This is a genomic window from Mesorhizobium sp. M1403, from assembly GCF_040317695.1.
Taxonomy (GTDB): domain Bacteria; phylum Pseudomonadota; class Alphaproteobacteria; order Rhizobiales; family Rhizobiaceae; genus Mesorhizobium.
Genome location: NZ_JAMYKY010000013.1, coordinates 36,723 through 57,580, shown reverse-complemented (window position 1 = coordinate 57,580; position 20,858 = coordinate 36,723). Strand labels below are relative to the sequence as shown.

The following is a 20,858-nucleotide window of genomic DNA, read 5'->3' as shown; positions in this document are numbered from 1 at the left end:
TTCGGTATTCACCCTTAAATTGTTTCGAGGAGGATGCCGCTGGGCTTCCGGCCGATCGGCGGAAGACCGGGCGGGTCAATTTTGCGCCTCCAAGCCTATCGCGAGAATTGCTGCATGTCTTCCCACAACGACCACCAGAGAGGCCTTCTGATCACCGCCATCGGCGGGTTGACGCTGACCGTCGACATTCCGCTGATCCGGCTCGCCGACGGCGAGGCATGGACGATCCTGCTCTTGCGCACCGGCACGACCTTCGTCGCCACGCTCGTCATCTGGGCCATCTGGCGCTCGCTGAGCGCAAAGGCACCGCAGCTTATCCCGGGCTGGTCAGGGCTCATCGTTGCCGCCCTCTACGGACTCGGCTCGATCGCCTTCATCACCGGCGTCTACAACACCTCGACCGCCAACCTCGTTTTCATCCTGGCCTTCACCACCATGTTCGCGGCCCTTTTGTCGTGGCTATTCCTGAAGGAGAGGCCACAGCCCCTGACGGTCGCAGCGCTGGCATTGATGATCGCCGGCGTCGTGATGATTGTCGGTGATTCCGTCGGAACCGGGCATCTCTTCGGCGACCTGATGGCACTATGCTCCGCCTTCATGATCGCCGCGGCCATCACCATCTCGCGCGCCAGCGGCAAGGATATGGGCTTCACCGCGCTGATCGGAGTCGTGCTGCCACTGGCCATCGCCGCCCTGATGGTTTCCAAGGTGGGTTTTCACGTCAACGCACCGTGGTGGATCGTCTTCAACGGCGCCGTCATCATGCCGATCTCGTTCTTCTGCCTCGCCAACGGTCCGAAATACATTTCCGGGCCGGAAGTGGCGATGTTCTACCTGTTAGAAACCGTGCTGGCGCCGGTCTGGGTGTGGATGATCTTCGCCGAGACCCCGTCGCGCAACAGCCTGATCGGCGGCACGATCCTCATCGTCACCTTGATCGGCCATTCGCTCTGGCAGTTGCACGAGGGGCGTAAGCGCCGCGCCACGCTCGCCGTCAGTCACCCGGCCTGATTCTTTTTCGCGGCGGCGCGTTCGGCGACAATTTCGATCTGCGGCGGTGCATCTTCCTGCTCCGCCGGTTCGGCGGCAGCGAGTTCATCGGTCAGCTCCACCTCGCGCAGCCATTCGCGCCAGATCGCGACCAGCAGGGCCATCAGCACCGGGCCGATGAACAGGCCGAGAAAGCCCATTGTCTTGACGCCGCCGATCAGGCCGAAGAAAGTCGGCAGGAAGGGCAGCTTTATCGGCCCGCCAACCAGCTTCGGGCGCAATGTCTTGTCGACGACGAAGAGTTCGACGGCGCCCCAGATGAACAGCGCCAGGCCGGCCATCGGCGAGCCGCTGGCGGCGAGATAAATCGAGACCAGCGTGAACGACAGCGGCGCGCCGCCGGGGATCAGCGCCATGATGCCGGTCAGTGCGCCGAGCGTCACCGGCGACGGCACGCCGGCCAACCAGTAAGCGATGCCCAGCACCAGCCCTTCGCCGATGGCGATAACCGTCATGCCGGTGACGGTCGAGGAGATCGTCGCCGGCACCACGCGTGAGATCCGTTCCCATCTGGCCGGCAGGATGCGTTCGCCGAGGCAATCGACCTGCCCGGCGAAATGCTCGCCGTCGCGATAGGCGAAGAACAGCGCGATCATCATGAACAGCAGCGTCAGCAAAAGGCCGAAGGCGCTGCCGCCGGCGGCAAGCACGCCGCGATAGATGCTGCCGATATTGGCGCCGCTGATCAGCTGGATCAGTTCGCCGATACCGCCTGGATGGCCAACGTTGACCGTCCATTGTTCATTGAACCATTCGCCTACCACAGGCAGCGTGGCGATCCAGTGCGGCGTCGGCGCGCCATAGCGGTTGGTCTCGATCGCCCAGCCGACCCATTCGCGCACCTCGTTGATGGCGTAGGTGCCGGCAAGCGCGATCGGCACCACCAGGAAGGTCAGGATGAACAGGATCGCAAGCGTCGCGGCGATCGTGCGGTTGCCGCCGACGCCGGCGAGCAGCCGCCGATAGAGCGGCCAGCTGGCGAAAGCGATCACCAGGGCGGCAAGGACCGGGAACAGGAAGCCGTGGAAGAAATAAACGCCGGCGGCGACGATCAGCACCAGGAGCCAGCGCGCCGCCGACAGCGGCGGAATGACAGCGGCCCTGAGCGGCGTCGACAGGCCAAACAGGCGCTGCTGCCGCTCCGGCTTCTGTATCCTGACCTCCTTCAAGCGACTACCTCCCCAACGCCCCGTGTCGTCCAGATGCGTTATCCCCGCGATTTCCCATGGCGAAGCTTATGCACTGATATAGTGCAGCAATCGTGACGGCATTCCAATTTGGTCGAAAGGAGCCCGAAACAAAAAACCCGCCTTGGCAGGCGGGTCGTCGGTGCGAATCAGCACCATAGCGAAATTAGTGGCATAGCTGCCGGCACAAAGCAAGAACAAAATGCGCCGCCGGGCACGAAAACACGAATTCCCTTTCACCACCTCGCCTGACCGCCCCCCGAAAGGTCATGCTCCTTCGCGCGCCTACCCGAACTTGCCCGTGCGCGGAAAGCCCTTTGGCACCATGCGGCCGGCCGAGGCGCGGGCGCCGATCCATTCGGCAAGCTCGTCACGCGATTTGGTGAAGGTGCGATCTGCCGAATCCTGCCAGGACAGGCCGCTTGCGAGCGTGAAGGTCTTGAGGTCGAGGACACCGCCATCCTTGTATTTCTGCAGGCGCACGCCCTTGCCGCGTCCCATCTCCGGGATCTCGGCCAGCGGGAACACCAGCATCTTGCGGTTCTCGCCGACAATGGCGAGATGGTCGCCGGCGACAGTCACGCAGCGCTGGGCCTCGTCGGGCGCCTTGACATTCATCACCTGCTTGCCCTTGCGGGTGTTGGCGACGACCTCCTCTTCCTGCACGATGAAACCGTTGCCGTCATGCGAAACCAGCAGCAGCTTGCGCTTGGGATCATGGACGAAGGCGGTGACGATATCCTGGTCGTTGTCCATGTCGACGATGATGCGGATCGGCTCACCATGGCCACGCCCACCCGGCAGCCGGTCGGCGCCGATCGTGTAGAACTTGCCGCCGGTGGTGAAGACCAGCACCTTGTCGGTCGTCTGGGCATGGAAGGCGAGCTTGAGGCTGTCGCCTTCCTTGAAGGTCAGGGCCGAGTGATCGGTCAGATGACCTTTCATGGCCCTCAGCCAGCCCTTTTCCGATACGACGACGGTGACCGGCTCGCGCTCGATCATGGCGTGGGCGATATCGGTCAGGTCATGTTCGGGTGCATCTGCGAACTCGGTCCGGCGCTTGCCGATCTCGGTCTCGGGCCCATATTTCTGGCGAACATTGGCGACTTCCCACTTGATCGTCGCCCACTGCTTGGCGTCGGACGCAAGTAGCGCCTCGATCTGCTTCTTCTCGCCGGTCAGGCCGTTGAATTCCTCACGAATCTCGAATTCCTCGAGCTTGCGCAGCGCCCTCAGCCGCATGTTGAGGATGGCTTCGGCCTGGGTGTCGGTGAGTGACCAGCGGGCCATCATCACCTGCTTGGGCTCGTCCTCCTCGCGGATGATCCTGATCACCTCGTCGATGTTGAGGTAGGCGATCAGATAGCCGGCGAGGATCTCCAGCCGCCTCTCGATCTCGCCGAGACGGTGCTTGGAGCGGCGGATCAAGACGTCGCGGCGGTGCTCAAGCCACTCCTTGAGCACGCCTTTCAGCGACAGCACGTTCGGCACCTTGCCGCGCGACAACACGTTCATGTTGAGCGGAAAGCGGCTTTCGAGCTCGGTCAGCTTGAACAGCGATTCCATCATGATGCCGGGATCGACCGAGCGGCTCTTCGGCACCAGCACGACGCGGATGTCCTCGGCGCTCTCGTCGCGGATATCCTCGAGCAACGGAAGCTTGCGCGCAATCAAGAGCTCGGCGATCTTTTCGATCAGCCTGGCCTTCTGGACGCCGTAGGGGATCTCGGTGACGACTATGTTCCAGGTGCCCCTGCCCTGGTCCTCCTGGCTCCATTTCGCCCTGACGCGAAAGCCGCCGCGACCCGTTTCGTAGGCTTCGAGGATCGAGGCTCGGCTGTCGACGATGATGCCGCCGGTCGGGAAATCCGGACCTTGCACGAAGTCCATCAGCTTGGTGACGGGCGCATCCGGATGATCGATCAGGTGAAGCGCGGCGTCGCAAAGCTCGGCCGCATTGTGCGGCGGGATCGAGGTCGCCATGCCGACGGCGATGCCGGACGAGCCGTTGGCAAGCAGGTTCGGGAAGGCGCCGGGCAGCACGGCCGGCTCCTCGTCTTCCTCGTTGTAGGTCGGGCGGAAATCGACCGCGTTCTCGGTGATGCCTTCCAGCAGCAGCGTCGACACGTCGGTCATGCGCGCTTCGGTGTAGCGCATGGCGGCGGCGTTATCGCCGTCGATATTGCCGAAATTGCCCTGCCCGTCGACCAGCGGGTAGCGCATCGAAAAATCCTGCGCCAACCGCACCAATGCGTCGTAGATCGACTGGTCGCCATGTGGATGGAACTTGCCCATCACCTCGCCGACGATGCGGGCGCATTTGGCAAAGCCCTGGTCGGGGTTGAGCCGCAACAAGCGCATGGCATGCATTATGCGGCGATGCACCGGCTTCAACCCGTCGCGCACGTCCGGCAGCGCCCGGTGCATGATGGTCGACAGCGCGTAGGCGAGATAGCGCTCTTCCAGCGCCTTCTTCAGATCGACCGGCTCGATATTGTCGCCGCCGCCAGTTTCAGGCGGCAAAAGCCTTTTTCCCATGGGCTGGCACTAGCCGAGCGGGTGATTCGCGGCAAGAGGCGCCGGCATACGTCCTCTTAAAGCGCGTCGCGTTCGACCGGCCTTATGCGCCCGCTTTAGGTCCTTGTTTTGATCCATGTCGCGCAAAACCGCTGCACACTTTTGCGCGACCTGCATTGTGCAACAGGAATTGGAAGCGTCGCGACGCCGGCCAACATCAATCCGTTACATCCGGCTTCTATCGCAAGCCTGATGGATCGGGTTTGCCTTTGGCCGCGATTTTCGACCATTGTGCCGAGGCCCGCCTTTTTCCGGTCCAGTTCGTCGCTGAATGGTGACGACGCGACGATTTGAAAAGAATTTCAGGACACTCTCAGGGGAGCTCTCGATGACGATCAGACACTCGACACTTATTAAAAGACTGGCTTTTTCGACCTTTTTGCTGACGCTGCCGCTGAATGCGGCGTTCGCGCAGGATACCGCGGTTGCCGACCGGCTGAAGGCTGCCCTCGCCGCCCAGGGCGTCGACCTCTCCTGGACCGGAGTAACCGGCGACACCTCCAGCATGGTTCTGCAAGGCGTAGCGGTCAAACCGGCGGCCGAAAAGGAGGCGCTCAAGATCGGCGACGTCAAGCTCGAAGGCGTGACCGAAGCCAATGGCGGCTATCAAATCGCGACCGTATCGACTTCGCCGTTCGAACACAGCGAAGATGGCGTCACGCTCAATCTCAGCCCCTTCGTCATCCACGACATGACGGTTCCGGCCGAAGGCGCAAGCGGCCCGCTGGGCTCGCTGATGATCTACAAATCGGCCGAGCTCGACAACATGACCGTCAAGGTCGCCGACAAGACTGCCTTCTCGATGGACGGGCTTGCCATCGCAATCACGCCGCCGGCCGACGGCAAGGCCATGGCGTTCTCCGGCACCACGGAAAAGTTCACTGCCGACCTGACGCTGGTCGAAGATCCGAAGTCCAAGGAAGTCATCAACGCGCTCGGCTACCAAAACATATCGGGCAATCTTGAGATGGAAGGCACCTGGCAGCCTACCGACGGCAAGATGGATTTGTCGAAATACGAAATTTCGGTCGACAATGCCGGCACGCTCGGCATGACCTTCAATCTCGGCGGCTACACGCTGGATGTCATCAAATCGATGCAGGACATGCAGAAGAAGATGGCAGCGCAGCCCGAAGGCGCCGACAATTCGGCGCAAGGCATGGCCATGCTCGGGCTGCTGCAGCAGCTATCGTTCAACAGCGCCTCGATCCGCTTCGACGACGATTCGCTGACCAAGAAGGTGCTCGATTATGCCGGCAAGCAGCAAGGCATGTCCGGCAAGGACATCGCCAACCAGGCCAAGGCGATCGTGCCCTTCGGCATGGCGCAGCTCAACAATCCGGAACTGACGGCGCAGGTTTCGGCCGCGGTCAACAAGTTCCTCGACGATCCGCAAAGCATCGAGGTCTCGGCCGAGCCGCCGGCAGCGGTGCCGTTCGCGCTGATCATGGCGGGCGCCATGTCCAACCCGCTCGACCTGCCGAAGACGCTCGGCGTGACGGTTACGGCGAACGAAGACTGACCGAGCTTCCAAGCAAAAGCCCGGCAGCGATGCCGGGCTTTTTTATGAATCCACAGGACTTGTTCGGAGCGTTTCCTAAACCTCTTTCTTCGTCGCCACGACGCGCAGCGACAATTCGCGAAGCTGCTGCGGGCTGGCTTCCGACGGTGCGTTCATCAACAGGTCGTAGGCCTGCTGGTTCATCGGGAACATGGTCACTTCGCGCAGGTTCCTGGCGCCGACCAGAAGCATGACGACACGGTCGATGCCGGCCGCCATGCCGCCATGCGGCGGCGCGCCATACTGGAAGGCACGGTAAAGGCCGCCGAAGCGTTCCTCGACGGTTGCGCGGTCCAGCCCGACCGTTTCGAACGCCTTGACCATGGTTTCCGGCAGATGGTTGCGAATGCCGCCTGAGGCGATCTCGAAACCGTTGCAGACCATGTCGTACTGGAACGCCTTGATGCCGAGCAGATCCTCGCCGTTAAGCGCATCGATGCCACCTTGCGGCATCGAGAACGGATTGTGCGCGAAGTCGATCTTCTTCTCCTCCTCGTTCCATTCGAAGAACGGGAAGTCGACAATCCAGCACAATTCGAAGCGATCACGGTCGACAAGGTTGAGCTCCTCGCCGGCGCGGGTGCGCGCCGCACCCGCGAAGGAGACGAATTTCTTCGGGTCGCCGGCGACGAAGAAAGCGGCATCGCCATCGGCGAGGCCGAGCTGGAGGCGAATCGCCTCGGTGCGCTCCTCGCCGATGTTCTTGGCCAGCGGCCCGGCGCCTTCAAGCTTCTCGCCCTCCTTGCGCCAGAAGATGTAGCCGAGGCCGGGCTGGCCCTCGCCTTGCGCCCATGAGTTCATGCGGTCGCAGAAGGCGCGCGAACCGCCGGTCTTGGCCGGAATGGCCCAGACCTCGGCCTTCGGATCGTTGGCAAGGATGTTGGCAAATACCTTGAAGCCGGAATCGCGAAAATGATCGGAGACGGCTTGCATCTCGATCGGGTTGCGCAGGTCCGGCTTGTCGGTGCCGTATTTGCGCATGGCGACATCATAGGCGATGCGCGGAAACTTCTGCGTCACCGGCTTGCCGGCGGCAAAGGTCTCGAACACGCCCCGCATCACCGGCTCCATGGTGGTGAACACGTCCTCCTGCTCGACGAAGCTCATCTCAACGTCGAGCTGGTAGAATTCACCCGGCAGACGGTCGGCGCGCGGGTCCTCGTCGCGAAAGCACGGCGCAATCTGGAAATAGCGGTCGAAGCCGGACACCATGATCAGCTGCTTGTACTGCTGGGGGGCCTGCGGCAGCGCGTAGAAAGTGCCGGGGTGAATGCGCGACGGCACCAGAAAGTCGCGCGCCCCTTCCGGCGACGAGGCGGTCAGGATCGGCGTCGAGAATTCGGTGAAGCCGACCTCGCCCATCAGCTTGCGCATCTCGGCGATGATTTTCGTCCGCGCGACGATGTTCTTGTGCAGCGTGTCGCGCCGCAGATCGAGAAAGCGGTATTTGAGGCGGATGTCCTCCGGATAATCCGGCTCGCCGAAGACCGGCAGCGGCAATTCCCTGGCCGCCGACAGAACCTCGATCTCGCGCGCGAAAATCTCGATCTCGCCGGTCGGCAAATTAGGGTTCACGGTGTCGGCGAGGCGCGCCTTGACCTCGCCGTCGACGCGGACGACCCATTCGCCGCGCAGGGTCTCGGCAATCTTGAAGGCGGGCGAATCCGGATCGGCGACGATCTGCGTCAGGCCGTAATGGTCGCGCAAATCGATGAACAGCAGGCCGCCATGGTCGCGCACGCGATGCACCCAGCCCGACAGGCGAACGGCGGAGCCGACGTCGCTCTTTCTCAACTGGGCACAGGTATGGCTGCGGTAACGATGCATTGTCATTGCTAGGTCCGGATGTTGGTTGCGGCCAAAGCACGATGGCCCGGCCTGAAAATTTGCGCGAAAAGCACATGAGAGTGTGCATTTGTCAAGGCAAGCGGCGCCCGGGACGAGTTCGCGTTCTTCCCGCCCCTGTCCCACCGGCATCAATTTATGCCAGAGGCGTTAATCCGAGTTCGCTGCTCTGTCCAGCAGTTCAATTATGCACCTCATCCCTTGACCCCGCCTGCGGTGAGGCCGGAGATGATCTTGCGCTGGAAGATCAGGACGAGGATGACGAGCGGCACGGTGACGATCACCGATGCGGCCATGATGTTGCCCCACGGGATCTCGAACTGCGAGCTGCCGGAGAGCAGCGCGATGGCGACCGGCACGGTTCGCTGCTCGTTATTGGAGGTAAACGTAAGCGCGAACAGAAATTCGTTCCACGCACCGATGAAGGCGAGAAGCCCGGTGGTCGCCAGCGCCGGCCACATCAGCGGCAGGAAAACGCGGCTGATGATGATCCAGGGCGTGGCGCCGTCGAGGATCGCCGCTTCCTCCAGCTCGATCGGCAGGTCGCGAACGAAGGCGGTGAGCACCCAGACGGTGAACGGCAAGGTGAAGATCATGTAGGACAAGATCAGCGCGAACGGCGAATTGTAGAGGCCGAAGGCCCGGATCAGCTCGAAAAGCCCGGCAAGCACCGCCAATTGCGGGAACATAGAGACGGACAGGATAATGAGGAGCAGAACCGAGCGGCCGCGGAAGCGGATGCGCGCCAGGGCATAGGCGGCGGTGACGCCGAGGAACAGCGAAATGACGACAACGGCGCTCGAGATGACCAGCGAGTTCACGAGGTTACGCAGGAAGGTCCCCTCGGTGAAAACGGTCTGGTAATTGCTGAAGGTGATCGTCTTCGGCCAATAGTCGATCTGGAAGAGCGCCGTCCCTGATTTCAGGCTGGTGACGATGGCGTAGTAAAACGGGAATACCGCGACGACGACAATAACGGCGACGAGGAGGTAGAAAGCCGTGCGCTTGACGATCCACATGGTCAGCAGCCCCACATGATCAATAGTCCTTGTCCAGTCTTATCCGGCCGAGCCACAGAACGAGCATGGTCAGCAGAGCGAGGATGAGGAAGAGCAGCGTCGAGGCGGCGGAGCCGTAGGCAAACTTGTCGAACTCAAACAGGCTCTCGCGGGCAAACACCGACATCGACTTGGTGTGGATGTTGTTTGGCGTGAGCACGTAGATCAGGTCGAAGATGCGCAGCGCATCGAGACCGCGGAAGATCATGGCCACCATCAACGCCGGCCGGATGAGCGGCAAGGTGATCTTCCAGAAAACTTTCCACGCGCCGACGCCGTCGAGCTTGGCGACCTCGTACATTTCTTGTGGAAGCATCTGGAGGCCGGCGAGAATGAGAAGCGCCATGAACGGGGTCGCCTTCCAGATGTCGACAATGAGGATGGCGACCATGGCCGTGTCGGCGCTAGCCGTCCAGGCGATCTTGGTGCCGATCAGGCCGAGCTTGAGAAGGACGTCGTTGATGATGCCGAACTGGTCGTTGAGCATCCACTGCCACATTTTCGCCGAGACGATCGTCGGGATGGCCCAAGGGATTAGAATCGCGGCGCGCACGATGCCGCGGCCGCGAAACTTGGTGTTGAGCACCAGCGCGACGATCATGCCGAGCACCGTCTCGCAGGTTACCGAAATCACCGCGAAGCGCACCGTATTCCAGACGGCGCGCCACCAGACCGGATCGGCGAGCAGCCCGTCATAGATGACGCGGCCGCTCGGCATTTGCAGGATGGAGAAATAATTGGCGAAGCCAACCCAGTGACGGGCTTCCAGGTCGGCGAGCGAGGCATCGGTGAAGCCGAAATAGATCGTGCGCATCAACGGCCAGCCGGCAACGGCGGCGAGCACGATGAGCATCGGGGCAAGCAGCAGCCATGCCGAGCGCACACGCTGACGCGCCAGCAGCGAGCCTGAGCACGGCGAGGTCACCAGGCGGTGCCCTTGAGCCTGGTCAAGGAGAACTCCAGATCGGCGAGGTTGTCGGCGGCCGTGCCCTCGCCGGACATGGTGTTGTGGACGGCGGTCCAGAACTCGCTCGATGCCTCATTGTACCTGGTCTTGGCCTGAGCCGAGGGACGCGGCACCGCGTTGAGGACGACTTCCTTCCAGCGCGGGATAACCGGCTGGGCGCTGGCGATGTCGGCATCGTCATAGAGCGCCTGAATGGTCGGCAGATATGCCCCCTTCAAGGCGCGGTACTTCTGCATCTGAGGCGAAGCGATCCATTTGACCAGCTCGACGGCTGCGGCCGGGTTCTTCGAATATTTGGAAACCGCAAGATTCCAGCCGCCAAGCGTTGCTGCCGGGCGGGCGCCCTCACCCGACCCGGACGGCAGCGTCGTCACCTCGAACTTGCCCTTGATGGGGGAGCTTTCGCTGTTGCCAAGCGCATAGGCGTAGGGCCAGTTGCGCATGAAGACGGCGTTGCCGGTCTGCCAGACACCGCGCGACTCTTCTTCCTGATAGGCCAGAATGCCGGGAGGCGAGATGGTTCCCACCCAGCTCCTCGCCATTTCCAGCGCCGCGGCTGCTTGCGGGTTATTGATGGAGATCGTGCCGTCCGGCTCGATGATCTGACCACCGCCGTTCGACTTCACCCATTCGAGTGCATCGCAGGTCAGTCCCTCATAGGCGTTGCCCTGGAAAACGAAGCCCCACATGTCCTTGTTGCCGCCCTCGCGTTCCTTGTCCATGACAAGCTTGGCAGTATCGGCAAGCTCGGCCCAGTTGGTCGGGACCTTGGCGCCGTATTTGTCGAGGAGATCCTTGCGGTAATAGAGCGCCGGAGCGTCGGTGAATATCGGCAAGGCGACGAGCTTGCCGTCGACGGTCTGCGATTTGATGATCGATGGGAAATGAGCGCCGACGACATCCTTGGTCGCCGCGGTCAGGTCGACGAGCTGCTTTGCAAGCTGGGGAGCCCAGATGACGTCCGTCTGATAGACGTCGACGTCGCTGTTTCCAGCCGCAAGCCAGAGCCTGTATTGACTAAACTGATCGGTCCCCGAGGGCGGCACCGGAACCACGCTAACCTTGTTGCCGGTCTTCTTCTCGTATTGATCGAGTATCTCGCGAAGGATTCTCTGGCCGTTGCCGGTATCGCCCGACACCATGGCGAGGTCGACAGCCCGCGCCGGCCCGGCCGCCAGAACTGCGGCCACGGCAAATCCAGCAAATGCGGGATGAAACTTCATGATGACGGATCTCCCTTTGGAGCTTCAGGCAGCAGCAGAAACGGACGTCGATGCCCGACACCGTCCTCAGCACACCGGCAGCTCACAAGACGCGCATTCGCCCACCAGCACTGAACTACAAAGATACGCCTTGGGTTCCCAACACGGAGCATCCGGCGCGACGCGGTAGCGCAAGTTCCCAAGGCAACCTATGGCCCTGCCTGGCCCCAACGCCTCCGGGAATTGCCGCTGGCATTGGCGAAGGCGATGGTTCAAGAAGGATCAACGACAGGCTTTCCTTCATGTCCTCCATCCGCCCGCTGATCCCGCTCCTGATCGCCGCCGGCATCCTGCTCGGCGGCAACGGCCTGCAGAGCACTTTGATTGCGCTGCGTGGTGCGCAGGAGGGTTTTCCCGCTTCCTTTATCGGTCTGATGGGCACGTTCTATTTCGCCGGCTTTTTGCTCGGCTGCCTTGCCGTCACCCGCATCATGAAGTCCGTCGGCCATGTGCGCGCCTTTTCCGCGCTGGCGGCGATCGCCTCGGCGGGAACGCTGCTGCTGGTTCTGGTCATCGATCCGGTGATGTGGTGCGCCGTGCGCTTTGCCGGCGGGTTCTGCTTTGCCGGCCTGTTCACCATCATGGAAGCCTGGCTGAATTCCGGCGTCACCAACACCGACCGGGCGCGGGTGCTTGCCATTTACCGCATGGTCGACATCGGTTCGGTGACGGGCGCCCAATTCCTGATCCCGATCTTCGGCGCTGGCGGCTTTGCCATCTTCGCCATCATGTCGATGATGATCACCGTGTCGCTGGTGCCGGTTTCGCTCGGCGACCGCTCCAACCCGACGCCGCCGGAAGACGTCAAACTCGATTTGGCACGCGTCTGGCGCATCTCGCCGCTTGGCTGCTTCGGCTGCATCGCCGTCGGCGTGACCAACAGCGCCTTCCGCACCCTGTCGCCGGTCTATGCCGAGCAGATCGGCATGTCGGTCGCCGACGTCGTCACCTTCGTCAGCGTCGGCATTTTCGGCGGCGCCATCATCCAATATCCGCTTGGCTATCTCTCCGACCGCTGGGACCGGCGCTCGGTGCTGCTGATGACGACGTGCTGTGCGATGGTGGCGGCACTGGCGCTGGCGTTCGTGGCAGGCGGCAGCCCGTTCCTCAACTTCCTGCTCGTCTTTATCTTCGGCTGCTTTGCCATGCCGCTCTATTCGTTGTCGGCGGCGCATTCCAACGACCGCGCCGACAAGGGCGAGTTTGTGCTGATCAACGCAGCCTTGATGCTGTTTTATTCCTTCGGCGCCATTGGCGGCCCCTTCGCAGCCTCGACGGTGATGCAATATTTCGGGCCGAGCGCGCTGTTCGTGTTCAGCGCCACCGTCTATGCGATCTTCGTGGCGGTCATCCTTTTCCGGATGCGGGCGCGCTCTGCTGTGCCGGCGAGCCATCGCAGCCGTTTTACGGCGCTGTTGCGCACATCGACGGTTTTTGCCCGGTTGGCGAAGCGGAATGCCGATCCCGATGAACCCGCAAAGCCCGATAAAGGTGCTTGCGCTTGACGAAAGCGCGCGCGGCTGAAATTGAAAGAGACCCTATCCCTTGCCAAAAGCGATTTGATGCACGTCATCACCACCCAGAACGAACTCGAGACCGTTATTGCCGCTTTCGAAAAGGCGGAATTCGTCACCGTCGATACTGAATTCATTCGCGAAACGACCTTCTGGCCGATCCTGTGCCTGATCCAGATGGCAGCGCCCGGGGTGACGGCGCTGATCGATCCGCTGTCGCCCGACATCGACCTGAAACCGTTCTTCAGGCTGATGGCCAACGAGGCGATCGTCAAAGTCTTCCATGCGGCGCGACAGGACATCGAAATCATTGTGCATCTCGGCGATCTGGTGCCGCATCCGGTGTTCGACACCCAGGTCGCGGCGATGGTCTGCGGCTTCGGCGACAGCGTCTCCTACGACCAGCTGGTGCAGCGCATCACCGGCGCGCGGCTCGACAAGTCGTCGCGTTTCACCGACTGGCGCCATCGTCCGCTGTCCGAAAAGCAGCTCGACTACGCGCTCGCCGACGTCACCCATCTGATCGAAGTCTACAAGCACCTCAGCGCCGAGTTGGTGCGGGAAAACCGCGCCCACTGGCTGAACGAGGAGATGGACGTGCTGACCTCGCGCGAGACCTACGATCCGCATCCCGAGGATGCCTGGAAGCGGCTCAAGATGCGGCTGCGCAAGCCACAGGAACTGGCGATCGTGCAGGCGGTGGCCGCCTGGCGCGAACGCGAAGCGCGCGAGCGCGACGTGCCCCGCGGCCGGGTGCTCAAGGACGATGCGATCTACGAAGTAGCGCAGCAGGCGCCGCGCGATACGGCGGCGCTGAGCAAGCTGCGTACCACGCCGAAGGGCTGGGAGCGCTCGTCGACGGCGACGGCACTGCTTGGCGCAGTCAACGCTGCCCTGGCGCTGCCCAGGGAAGAGATGCCGAAGCTGCCGAAGAGCTTCCAGCCGCCGGAGGGGTCGAGCGCCGCGGCGGAGTTGCTGAAGGTGCTGCTGCGGATCGTTGCCGAAAAGGAAGGTGTCGCATCGAAGGTACTCGCCTCCAGTGACGACATCGATCGCATCGCTGCAGAGGGCGAGGACGCCGATGTGCCGGCATTGCAAGGCTGGCGGCGCGCCGTCTTTGGCGAGGCCGCGCTCAGGCTGGTGCGCGGTGAACTCGCGATCAGGTTCGACAAGCGCAAGATCGCGGTGTTCGATTTGTAGGCTTGAGCTTGCTCAGACCAAGCCGAGCAGATGCAGCGCCAGCCATATCCAGCCAAGTGCGAGAACTACCGCGCCTACGTAGAATGCCCTGCTGCGCAGGATTAGCCGATTGCTGGTCAAGTGGACCGATGCGTGAAGATAGCGGGAGACCACAAAGATCCACATCAGCGCCAAGGTCAGATAATTGACGCCATTGGTCACGTGCAGCGTCAGGCATAAGACGTAGAAAAGCACCGGCAGTTCGAACTGGTTGCTCAGATTGTTGGCGACGGTGATGCTGGAACCAGGCTCCGTCGAGCGCGTCTTGAACTGGCCGGTCTTGGCTTCGCCCGACCTGACCGCACCATAGCGGCGCCGGCCCATTACGACATAGACGATATAGACCAGCAGCACCTGCGCCAGCATCGGCCAGAAGATCGCGGTCTGGTTCAAGACGCCCCCTGTCGTTGTCACCCAGCCTTCAAGGCCGTTTCTGAGCCATCAGAGTGAAAGCCGCAATGACGGTCACCGGCACCGCCAGAAGCGCGAATTTGGTGACGATCAGCGCCGAGGCAAAGGATAGCGAATCCGGATTGGCAGACAGGAAATCGGACAAAAGACGAGCCACGGCGATGTTCTGGGCATAGTCGGCGAGCGTGTAGGGCAGCACCAGCACAGCTGCGAATATCGACTGGGTTTGCGCAGGCAATTCACGGAAATTCCTCAGCCGCCGGCCCGTTGCCAGGATCAGGCTGACCATCGTCAGCGACAGCAGCGCCGGAAACAGCAGGTCGAAGGTCAGGTAATGCCAGACGAGAATGATCTCGCTGCCACGCCGGCCGAGCGCCGTCAGCCAGGCCATGCCCTCATCCGGAGTGAAACCGGCATAGCGCATGTCGAGCGAGGGCAGACCGCCGCTCAATTGGCGAAAATAGAGGAACTCCATCGCCGTCATGATGATGAAAATCGCCACGGTGGCGAAACAGAGTGCGGCGGCGTGGCGCGACAGCCGCAGGATCATCGCCGCCAGATTGCGCCAAGGCGCATGGCGATCATGCTCCGCCAGGATAATTCGGGCTTTCGCGGGTAATCGTGACGTCATGGGCGTGGCTTTCACGAAGTCCGGCATTGGATATCCGCACAAAAGTGGCGCGCTCGCGGAAATCGGCAAGGTCGCGGCCACCGACATAACCCATAGCGGCTTTCAGGCCGCCCGCAAGCTGGTGCAGCACGCCAGACACAGGTCCTTTGTACGGCACCTGCCCTTCGATGCCTTCCGGGACCAGTTTCAGCGTGTCGCGCACCTCGGCCTGGAAGTAGCGATCGGCGGAGCCGCGCGCCATCGCGCCGACCGAGCCCATGCCGCGATAGGCTTTGAAGGAGCGGCCCTGGTGCAGATAGACCTCGCCCGGGCTCTCGTCGGTGCCGGCCAGCAACGAACCGATCATCGCCGCGCTGGCGCCGGCGGCCAGCGCCTTGGCCAGATCGCCCGAATATTTGATGCCGCCATCTGCAATGACCGAGACACCCGATTTTTGCGCCGTCTCGACCGCCGACATGATTGCCGAGAGCTGCGGCACGCCGACGCCGGCGACGATGCGGGTGGTGCAGATGGAGCCCGGCCCGATGCCGACCTTGACCGCGTCGGCGCCAGCATCGATCAGCGCCAGCGTGCCTTCCGCTGTGGCGACGTTGCCGGCCAGGATGCGAACCGAGTTGGAAAGCTTCTTGGCCCGCGTCACCGCATCCAGGACGCGCTGCGAATGACCGTGCGCGGTGTCGATCACCAGAAGGTCGACGCCGGCGTCGATGAGGCGCTCGGCCCGCTCGAAACCGTCATCGCCGACGCTGGTGGCGGCGGCGGCGCGCAAGCGTCCCTGCGCATCCTTGGTGGCGTGCGGGTTGAGCTGCGACTTCTCGATGTCCTTGACCGTGATCAGCCCGACGCAATTGCCGTCCCGATCGACCACAACCAGCTTCTCGATGCGGTGCTGATGGAGCAGCCGCTTGGCCTCGTCCTGATCGACGTTCTCCTTGACGGTGATCAGGTTCTCGCGGGTCATCAGCTCATAGACCTTCTGCGCCGGGTCGGAGGCGAAGCGGACGTCGCGGTTGGTCAGGATGCCGACCAGCCGGCCGACCGTGTGGCCGCCGGTGCCGCCGTTCTCGACCACCGGAATGCCCGAAATGCTGTAGGTGCGCATCAGACCCAGCGCATCGGCGAGCGTCGCCTCGGGACCGATGGTGACGGGGTTGACCACCATGCCGGATTCGAATTTCTTCACCTGCCGCACCTGCTCGGCCTGTTCGGCCGGCGAGAAATTGCGGTGGATGACGCCGATGCCGCCGGCCTGGGCCATGGCGATGGCAAGCCGCGCCTCGGTGACCGTGTCCATGGCGGCCGACAGGATCGGCACGTTGAGGTCGATGTCGCCGGCGATGCGGGTGCGGATGTCGGTCTCGCCGGGCATGACTTCGGAATGACCGGGCTGCAACAGCACGTCGTCAAAGGTCAGCGCCAATGCGCCGGTGGACGTCTCGATGATTTTTGCCATGGCCAGCCCTCGGAATGCAGGAAAGGCGCTCGCCCTGGATGGACAGCGCCGACTCGTCTTCTTCCCTTTCAGGATTGGCGCTGGCTCGTAACACGTCCCGTCGCCGTTGAAAAGCCGATGGTTGTGTAGTGGCGACGATGCATTTTGCCCCAGGTGCTGCGCACGACTTGCGGTCGCACAAACGTGACAGCAAATTAATGCGACATCCGGGCCAAGGCGTGATAACCGCCCTACGTGTCGGTTTGGCCCCAAGGCCGGCAAGCAATAGCGACGCACATTTCAAGGCCGGATCCATCGTGAACCGCACCATTCCGCTTATTCTGGCGGTCGCTCTATTCATGGAAAACATGGATTCGACCGTCATTGCGACATCGTTGCCGGCGATCGCCATCGACATCCACACCAGCCCGATCGCGCTCAAGCTGGCGCTGACCGCCTATCTGGTATCCCTGGCGATCTTCATTCCGATCAGCGGCTGGATGGCCGACCGCTTCGGCGCCAAGAATGTCTTCCGCGCCGCGATCGCCGTGTTCATCATCGGTTCGGTCGCCTGCGCCATGTCCAATTCGTTGCCGGCTTTCGTGGTCTCACGCTTCCTGCAAGGCATTGGCGGCGCCATGATGACGCCGGTCGGACGCCTGGTGCTGGTACGCGCCACGCCGAAAAGCGAACTCGTCGCCGCCATGTCGTGGCTGACCGTCCCGGCTCTGGTCGGCCCCCTGGTCGGTCCACCGGTCGGCGGCTTCATCACAACCTATTTCACCTGGCACTGGATTTTTCTGATCAATGTACCGATCGGGCTGATCGGGATCTGGCTGGCCACGCGTTTCCTGCCGAAGACCGACGCCGCGCAGACGCCGCCGCTCGATTTCATTGGTTTCGTGCTGAGCGGGCTGGCGGCATCGGGCATTGTGTTCGGCCTGTCGGTGGTCAGCCTGCCGGCCCTGCCGCCGGCTGCCGGCTTTATCACCGTTGCCGTCGGGCTGGCATCGGCGGTGCTTTATCTGCTGCACGCGCGCCACGCCAAGAATCCGCTGCTGGCGCTCGAGCTGTTTCGCAATCGGGTGTTCCGCTCATCGGTGCTCGGCGGCGGACTGTTCCGCATCGGCATTGGTGCCGTACCTTTTCTTTTGCCGCTGATGTTCCAGATCGGTTTCGGGCTGACGCCGTTCCAGTCCGGCATGATCACCTTCGTCTCGGCAATCGGCGCCATAGGCATGAAATTCGTCACTGCCCTGATCTTCAGGGTCGCGGGCTTCCGCCGTGTGCTGATTTCAGGCTCGCTCGTCGCGGCCGCGTCCATCGCCGTCAACGGCCTGTTCACACCCGACACACCCTATGGGCTGATCCTCGCCATGCTGCTCGCCGGGGGCTTCATCCGTTCGATGTTCTTCACCGGCATCAACGCGCTTGCCTATGCCGAGATTTCAGCAGCCGACACCAGCAAGGCGACGCCGATCACCGCGGTGTTCCAGCAGTTGGCAATCGCGCTCGGTGTGGCGCTGGCCGGCGGCATCCTGGAAGTGTCGACCAAGATCCATGGCGGCCCACTGACGCTGAGCGACTTCCACACCGCCTTCTTCATCGTAGCGGCGATGTCGGCGGCAGCCTCGCTGTCGTTCATGCGGCTGGCGCCGGACGCCGGCAATGCCGTGTCGGGACATGGCCGACTGACACCGCCGAAGACGCTGGAGCCGGTGAGCCCGCCGGGGAGTTGACCTTTGCTCGTGCTTACGGACGCCGGAGGCGCCCCCCTCTGTCCTGCCGGACATCTCCCCCACGTGGGGGGAGATCGGACGTGACATCGGCTTTCGCCAATATTCAACGTTGCAGGATTAGACAGCGCGCCGAAGCTGCCAATCTCCCCCCTCGTGGGGGAGATGTCCGGCAGGACAGAGGGGGGCGCGAAGGATCGCTACAGAGCGATTTTCACGCCGCGCCGTTTCCGCCTTTAAAATCCTTCGCCAACAAATACAGCTCCACCGACTCATCGCGCGAGGCCGGCGGCTTGACGTGATGGACCGAGCGGAAATTCCGCTTCAGCCTCGCCAGCAATTCGTTTTCGGCGCCGCCCTGAAAGGTCTTGGCGAGGAAGTGGCCGCCCGGCTTCAGTACCGACAGCGCGAAATCGGCCGCCACCTCGCAAAGATACATGGTGCGGATGTGGTCGGTCCGCTTGTGGCCGGTGGTGGGTGCGGCCATGTCGGAGAGCACGATGTCGGGCTGGCCGCCCAGCGCCTCGGCCAGCTTCTGCGGCGCCTGAGGATCGAGGAAATCCATCAGCAGCACCGGCGCGCCCGGCACCGCGTCCATCTCCAAATAGTCGATGCCGACGACGTTCGGGTGTTCCGCGGTAGATTTCGTACGTGCGGCAGCGACCTGGCACCAGCCGCCGGGTGCCGCACCAAGGTCGATCACCTTCATGCCTGGCTTGAGCAAATGGTGCTTGTCGTCGATCTCGATCAGCTTGTAGGCGGCGCGCGAGCGATAGCCGTCGGCCTTCGAGCGCTGGACATAGGGATCGTTGATGTGGCGCTGCAGCCAGCGGCGCGACGATTCCTTCAAGCCGCTTTTCTTCTTGATCTTCGTCTTCAGCACGCGAATGCCGGCGGAGCTCGGTCTTTCCGGTTTCTTGGTCATTGCTTTATTGCCTGTTTGAGCATGATCTTGTCCGAAAACCGGCAGCCACTTTTCGGGATCATGCTCTGCCCCGCCCGCTGTTTCGCCAGACGCCGTCATCGGCCATCAATTCGCTCAATATGCCTTCGCGCAAGCCGCGGTCGGCGACACGCAGCCGCTCCGACGGCCAGACGGCACGTATCGCCTCCAATATGGCGCAGCCGGCCAGAACCAGGTCGGCGCGGTCGGCGCCGATGCAAGGATTGGCGACGCGTTGCTGGAAATCCCAGCCGACCAGCTTTTCGACCATGCGATCAACGCTGTCCCGATCCATCCACAGCCCGTCGACGCGGCGCCGGTCGTAGCGTTCGAGATCGAGATGGACGCCGGCCAGCGTCGTCACCGTGCCCGACGTGCCGAGCAAATGGAATTTCGGGCTGGACAGGAGGTGGCTCAGTCGGTCGCGCCCGTCGAAGGCGCGCAGCCGCATTGCGACATCCTCGACCATGGCGCCAAAGATATCGCGCGTCACCGTGCGGCCGCCAAAACGCTCGGCCAGCGAGACGACGCCGACCGGCAGCGACGTCCACGACACGATATGGTTGGCAAGCCTTGGTGAGCGCTGACCGGTGAGGTCGATCAGCGCGATTTCGGACGAGCCGCCGCCGATGTCGAACAGCACGACGCCTTGCGTATCGCGCTCGACCAGCGAGCCGCAGCCCGACACCGCCAGCCGCGCCTCGGTCTGGCGGTCGATGATCTCGAGCTTCAGGCCGGCCTCGCGCTCGACGCGCTCGAGGAACTCGACGCCGTTGGCGGCGGTGCGGCAGGCCTCGGTGGCGATCAGCCTGGCCTTCCTGACCTTGCGGTTGCGCAATTTGTCACCGCAAATCTTCAGCGCCTCGACCGCGCGGTCCATTGCTGCGTCGCCGAGCCGGCCATTGGCGGTAAGGCCCTCGCCCAGCCTGACGATGCGCGAGAATGCATCGATGACGCGGAACTGGCCATGACGCGTCGGCACCGCGACCAGCAGGCGGCAATTGTTGGTGCCGAGATCTAGCGCGGCAAACACCGGCAATTCCTGCAGCGGTGGCGGCGTGCGGGCACCTTGCCCAGGCCTTGGCGACGTTGCCGGGGCTGAGGGCGGAGGCACGTAAGCCGCGGGCTGGGGCGGACGCGCGGCCGGGGTCTCGCCGGCGGCGGGCACCGAAGCGCCGACCGCCAGCGGACGAGCCTCGTCGCGTGCGAAAACCTTGCGCCCGCGCCGGCGCTTGCGCCGCTTCTTGGGTTTGCCGTTCTGATGCGGGCCGTTCTGACCCTTGTGATCGTGGGACGTGTCGCCAGCCTGTCCATTGCCGGACCGGGGCTGCACCTGACGGCCGTAGCGTCCGGTGGATGGGCTTGCCTGGCCGGACGGCGTCGGCAAACCCCTGGACACGCCCACTTCCGGCGCGCCAGCGCCGGCGTCGTGGTCTTCCACTGTC

General features: G+C 62.9%; 16 protein-coding genes. 5 read left to right on the top strand and 11 right to left on the bottom strand.

What is annotated here, in order from left to right; all coding sequences use genetic code 11:
* Positions 1–114: 114 nt before the first annotated feature.
* Complete coding sequence (locus NKH01_RS20575) at positions 115–1,011, top strand: DMT family transporter (RefSeq protein WP_023717251.1); 897 nt, start codon at positions 115–117, stop codon at positions 1,009–1,011.
* Here the strand turns inward: NKH01_RS20575 and NKH01_RS20570 are convergent.
* Both NKH01_RS20570 and parC read right to left on the bottom strand, forming a co-directional pair.
* On the bottom strand, positions 999–2,219 hold the full coding sequence (locus tag NKH01_RS20570) for an AI-2E family transporter (protein ID WP_353022104.1): 1,221 nt from the start codon (positions 2,217–2,219) through the stop codon (positions 999–1,001). The two genes, NKH01_RS20575 and NKH01_RS20570, sit on opposite strands and share 13 nt — an antisense overlap.
* Positions 2,220–2,522: 303 nt before the next feature.
* Positions 2,523–4,775, bottom strand: a complete 2,253-nt coding sequence (parC, locus tag NKH01_RS20565; RefSeq protein WP_353022101.1) for a DNA topoisomerase IV subunit A — start codon at positions 4,773–4,775, stop codon at positions 2,523–2,525.
* A 367-nt stretch (positions 4,776–5,142) separates the two neighbouring features.
* Between parC and NKH01_RS20560 the strand changes: the two genes are divergently transcribed.
* Positions 5,143–6,336: an aq_1923 C-terminal domain gene (locus tag NKH01_RS20560; RefSeq protein ID WP_352587811.1), complete on the top strand. Its 1,194-nt coding sequence runs from the start codon at positions 5,143–5,145 to the stop codon at positions 6,334–6,336.
* 75 nt (positions 6,337–6,411) lie between these two features.
* Here the strand turns inward: NKH01_RS20560 and aspS are convergent, their stop codons facing one another.
* The 4 genes from aspS to NKH01_RS20540 all read right to left on the bottom strand — a co-directional run bounded on the left by aspS (position 6,412) and on the right by NKH01_RS20540 (position 11,468).
* Positions 6,412–8,202: an aspartate--tRNA ligase gene (gene aspS, locus NKH01_RS20555; RefSeq protein ID WP_353022185.1), complete on the bottom strand. Its 1,791-nt coding sequence runs from the start codon at positions 8,200–8,202 to the stop codon at positions 6,412–6,414.
* Between the two features lie 212 nt (positions 8,203–8,414).
* Positions 8,415–9,239, bottom strand: coding sequence for a carbohydrate ABC transporter permease (locus NKH01_RS20550; protein ID WP_353022183.1), 825 nt, complete (start codon positions 9,237–9,239; stop codon positions 8,415–8,417).
* Positions 9,240–9,258: 19 nt separating this feature from the next.
* Positions 9,259–10,131: a carbohydrate ABC transporter permease gene (locus NKH01_RS20545; RefSeq protein WP_353022181.1), complete on the bottom strand. Its 873-nt coding sequence runs from the start codon at positions 10,129–10,131 to the stop codon at positions 9,259–9,261.
* 68 nt (positions 10,132–10,199) lie between these two features.
* Positions 10,200–11,468: an ABC transporter substrate-binding protein gene (locus NKH01_RS20540; RefSeq protein WP_353022098.1), complete on the bottom strand. Its 1,269-nt coding sequence runs from the start codon at positions 11,466–11,468 to the stop codon at positions 10,200–10,202.
* Between the two features lie 281 nt (positions 11,469–11,749).
* On the opposite strand from NKH01_RS20540, the gene NKH01_RS20535 reads away from it, so the two are divergent.
* On the top strand, positions 11,750–13,012 hold the full coding sequence (locus tag NKH01_RS20535; protein ID WP_352845138.1) for an MFS transporter: 1,263 nt from the start codon (positions 11,750–11,752) through the stop codon (positions 13,010–13,012).
* Between the two features lie 57 nt (positions 13,013–13,069).
* On the top strand, positions 13,070–14,221 hold the full coding sequence (gene rnd, locus NKH01_RS20530) for a ribonuclease D (RefSeq protein ID WP_023717241.1): 1,152 nt from the start codon (positions 13,070–13,072) through the stop codon (positions 14,219–14,221).
* A gap of 12 nt (positions 14,222–14,233) precedes the next feature.
* Here the strand turns inward: rnd and NKH01_RS20525 are convergent, their stop codons facing one another.
* From NKH01_RS20525 to guaB, 3 genes are read right to left on the bottom strand one after another with little or no spacing between them, the layout of a single operon-like run.
* Positions 14,234–14,653, bottom strand: coding sequence for an MAPEG family protein (locus tag NKH01_RS20525; RefSeq protein WP_023717240.1), 420 nt, complete (start codon positions 14,651–14,653; stop codon positions 14,234–14,236).
* A gap of 28 nt (positions 14,654–14,681) precedes the next feature.
* Positions 14,682–15,221, bottom strand: a complete 540-nt coding sequence (locus NKH01_RS20520; protein WP_353022180.1) for a hypothetical protein — start codon at positions 15,219–15,221, stop codon at positions 14,682–14,684.
* 31 nt (positions 15,222–15,252) lie between these two features.
* Positions 15,253–16,755, bottom strand: a complete 1,503-nt coding sequence (gene guaB, locus NKH01_RS20515) for an IMP dehydrogenase (RefSeq protein WP_352458563.1) — start codon at positions 16,753–16,755, stop codon at positions 15,253–15,255.
* A 296-nt stretch (positions 16,756–17,051) separates the two neighbouring features.
* Here guaB and NKH01_RS20510 point away from each other — a divergent pair, with 296 nt between their 5' ends.
* Positions 17,052–18,473 carry an MFS transporter gene (locus tag NKH01_RS20510; protein ID WP_023717237.1) on the top strand — a complete coding sequence of 474 codons (1,422 nt, stop codon included), beginning with the start codon at positions 17,052–17,054 and terminating at the stop codon, positions 18,471–18,473.
* 211 nt (positions 18,474–18,684) lie between these two features.
* Here the strand turns inward: NKH01_RS20510 and NKH01_RS20505 are convergent, their stop codons facing one another.
* Together NKH01_RS20505 and NKH01_RS20500 are read right to left on the bottom strand one after the other, a co-directional pair.
* Positions 18,685–19,395 carry an RlmE family RNA methyltransferase gene (locus NKH01_RS20505; RefSeq protein ID WP_352587820.1) on the bottom strand — a complete coding sequence of 237 codons (711 nt, stop codon included), beginning with the start codon at positions 19,393–19,395 and terminating at the stop codon, positions 18,685–18,687.
* 58 nt (positions 19,396–19,453) lie between these two features.
* Positions 19,454–20,854: a Ppx/GppA phosphatase family protein gene (locus tag NKH01_RS20500; RefSeq protein WP_353022093.1), complete on the bottom strand. Its 1,401-nt coding sequence runs from the start codon at positions 20,852–20,854 to the stop codon at positions 19,454–19,456.
* Positions 20,855–20,858: the final 4 nt, after the last annotated feature.